This window comes from Hydrogenophaga bisanensis (genome assembly GCF_042665135.1).
Lineage (GTDB): Bacteria > Pseudomonadota > Gammaproteobacteria > Burkholderiales > Burkholderiaceae_C > Hydrogenophaga > Hydrogenophaga bisanensis.
In genome coordinates, this window is the sequence record NZ_JBHTBX010000002.1 from 135317 (window position 1) to 139012 (window position 3696).

Annotated in this window: 1 protein-coding gene; it reads right to left on the reverse strand. The window is 61.3% G+C overall.

Going from position 1 to position 3696, the window contains the following annotated elements; translation table 11 throughout:
• On the reverse strand, nucleotides 1-3696 hold a 3696-nt coding region (locus ACFQNJ_RS03290), incomplete at both ends, for a tandem-95 repeat protein (protein ID WP_382253809.1).

The window sequence follows — 3696 nt, forward strand, 5'->3', positions numbered from 1 at the left end:
GTCGGCGGCGCCGGTGAGGAAGCTGGCCTCGCCCGCGTCGGGGTCGGTCACGGACAGCGAGCCGGTGTCGGTGAGGTTGCCGGCGCTGACGTTGAGGTCTTCTGTGACGGCGCCGACAGCATCGCCGCTGATAACGGCGGGCGTGTTGCTCGGGTCGGTAACGGTGAAGGTGACCAGCGCCGCCGCCGACTCGTCCTGCCCGTCGGTGGCCACGTAACTGAAATTGTCGCCCGCGATGACGTCGTTGGCGGGCTGGTAGACCGTGTTGCCATCTGCCTGGATGTACAGCGTGCCATGGTTGAGGGCAACTTCCATCCAGCCCAGCGCGGCGGTGTAGGTGCCGTGGGTGCTATTTGCCGTGAACAGCTGGCCATTGACCTTGGAAATCGACAGGGTGTTGTCTTCGGGGTCGCTGTCTAGTCCGTGTGTGGCGTCGTTGTCCGTCAGGACGTTGACGCCGCTCAGCTCCGTGTTCTTGAGCGTGCCGTAATGGTTGTCTTTCGCCAGTGGTGCGTCGTTGACCGCCGCCACGTTGATCGTGACGTTGGCGGTCGATGTACCGGAAGTAGGACTAGTCCCGTCGTTCATGACGTAGCTGAAGGTAGCTGTGCCGGTGAAATTGGCGGTAGGTGTAAACGTTACCGTGCCATCGCCGTTGAGTACCACGGTGCCACCGGTACCGCTGGTGACGCTCTGGATAGTCAGACCGGTGCTGTCCACATCCGTGTCGTTGCTCAGCAAATCCGAGGCAGAGAACGTGACGGGCGTGTCTTCAGTGGCGCCCAAGGTGTCCTCGTTGGCCAGAGGGTGGTCGTTGGCGCCGTTGACGGTGATGGTCAGTGTGGCCACATCTTCGCCACCAGCTGTGTTGCGGATCCGGTAACTGAACACGTCGTCCAGCGTGTCGCCCGCGTTCAGCGCCTGGACGTTGGCATCGGTGTCTCGCACCGTGTAGACATAGTTGCCGTTAGCATAGAGTCGCAGCGTGCCGTGCGCGCCTTCGATGTCCTCGTAGCTCGCGCTGGCAATGACCTGTTCGGTGGTTCCGGCTGCTGCGCGACCACCGACCACCGCGTTAGTGCCGCTGGGGGTGGTGTCGTTGGTCAGCACGCTGCCGCTGGCGGTAGCGCCCCCCGTATTGGCAGCTCCACCGGCTTCGATGGCGCCGCTGAGGTTGGTGTCGTCGCGTGCGTTGGGGTCGGTGGCCGCCGAACCGGTGACCGCAATGGTGAGCGTGGCGACGCTGGTGGCGCCGTCGCTGTCCACCATGGTGTATTCGAATATGTCGTTTTCTACCTGACCAGCGGCCAGCGACGCGTTGTTGGCGAAGGGGGTGTAGATGTAGCCGCCGTCAGCGTCGAGTTGTAACGTGCCGTACTGGCCGGTGATCAGCGAGCCCGCTGCGCCCGAGAACTCGATCAGTCCGCTGGGTGCCGTGGTAATCTGCACATCCACCGTCAGCGTGTAGCTGCCATCCAGGTTGTCGTTGACCGCCGTGATGGTGGCGCCTTCCGGGATGTTCGTTCCGGTGAGGCTCATGCCGACGGCTGGTGTTCCGGTTAAGTTGTTGATGGTGACGTCCGACGTGGTCAGGCTAGTCGACGTGCTCACTGTCGCCAGCTTTTTGCCGCCGATCGACGTAAATGAGTCGTCAGGTGTTCCGGACTGTTGCCAGAATGCGACCTGAGAGCCGTCAGATACCGTGTAGTTGTCGCTGTCACCTGTCAAAGCGATGTTGTAAGTGCCGTCCGCATTCGTGGTGTTGGTATCAACCGAAATGGCGGTCGTTCCCTCCTTGAGCAGGTAGTACGTTGTGCCGATCTTCAGGTAGACATACTCGCCGCCAGCCACACTGGAGAGGTTCTGGGAGGCGGCAAAGGTCATGGAGGTGATGGCCGCACCGGGGGTGTAGGACACATAGTCACCCTCGCCGAAGAAGCCGAGCACGCCCTCTGTTTCACCGTACGACGTGCTGTCCACGTCGCTGTCGTTGCTTAGTACGTTGCCAGTGGCGCGAGTGCCCAGCGGATCTGTGCTGTCATAGGCAGTCGCATCGGTGCGCAGCGATTCCTTTGCGGAGTTGAAGTCGTTCGTTGCCACTGGTGCATCGTTGGCACCCTGGATGGTGACGGTCAGCGTGGCAGTGTCGGTATTGAGCCCTGCGTCGGTGATTTCGTAGGTGAAGCGCTCGGTCAGGGTGCTGTTGACATCCAGCAGTGCATCAACGGCGGGGTCGCCGTTGTCCACCTCATACCGGTAGGTGCCGTCGGCAGCGATGTAGAGCTTTCCGTAGACACCGGTTATCTCGGTGCCGCCGGCGAGGTCGGCACCGGTGGTTCCGGCGGTAACGGGCGTACCGGCGGAACTGGTGCCAGCGCCGGTGACGGTCCGTGCTGCACTGCCGGTGTCGTTGGTGAGTACATTGCCGGTGGCGTTCTGGCCGGCGGTGGTCACGCCCTGTTCGATGGCCGGTTGGGCGCCCGGTGATGTGCTGCTGTCCTCGTACGCCGTCGGAGCCTGGTAAGCCACCAGCAGATTGTTCAGGGCGGTGTCCACCGGGTCACTGCTGGTGCCGTAGGTGGCGCCGGTCGTGAAGACCGGATTGATCATCATCAGGTAGGCGGCCTCACCTGTGTCGCCTGTCCCGATGGCGCCATCCGTACCGGGTGCGTAAAAGTAAATGCCATCGACCGTGTTTCCAGTCTTGAACAGCCGGCTGGCCACGCCGTAGAGGGTCTGTTGACCGTTGCCGTCGTTGTACGAAATCGTGCCAGTGACGTTGTTGCCCGAAAAGTAGGTGTCCGATGGGTTGGAGGATGTGAATGTGAAATTAGAGCCCACCAGCAGCTGGATGTTTTGCAGCGACTGTGCCTCTTCACTCAGTGATGATGGTGTGCCTTGATAAACCGCAGAGAACGTAATCTGGGATTTTTCAACATTGACCAACATTCCGTCAATCAGAATGTGGGTCTGATCTTGCTCATTGGCTATTTGTTCAAGCTTCGTACTGGTTAGATCACGATTGAGCAACTTTGCAGCAAAGGCTTCCCCCTCGTCGCCGGCGGTGTCCTGGCCTTCGTTCAGCACGTTGTCCAGGTAGTGGCCGTATTCTTCTAACAGCACTGTTTGGATTGCCTCGCTGGAAACGCCATGGCTTTGCACCCAGTCGCGATTCAGGAAAATGATTGCCGTGCCCGCTGGACCAGATGCGGCAAAGGCACCCAGGGCGCCCAGCAGGTTCTCGTGGTCGCGCAGTTCAACCGCGACAGCCGCTTCGCCGGTGCCAATGTCCTGGAGCGCCTGCAAGGTTCGGCTCTCTGCGCTGCCGGTGCTGCTGTCCTTCGGGGCGAACAGACTCGTCACATCAGAGGCGGCGCTGGTCGAGGCAGCCCATGACTGGAGGGTTTGTTGCGCGGCTGAGAGACCCTGCTCCAGCGCGCTTCCAGCGGTCGGACCACTGTCGTTCCCGGTCAATATGAACAGGGCGCTTCCTTCCGTCGAATTGGCTTGGTCTGCCGATGAATCGGCCTCGGCGACCGCCGCTTCGGCGCCTTCGCCGGACTCTTCAGGTGTGCCGGACTCGACGTCGTCAGCGGTGACCGACACATCCGTGGAGGCATTGTCCAGCGCGGGAAGCTCGGTCGTGAGAGGTTCTTGAATCACAGGCTCCTGCACGACAGGCTCCAGCACGGCCAC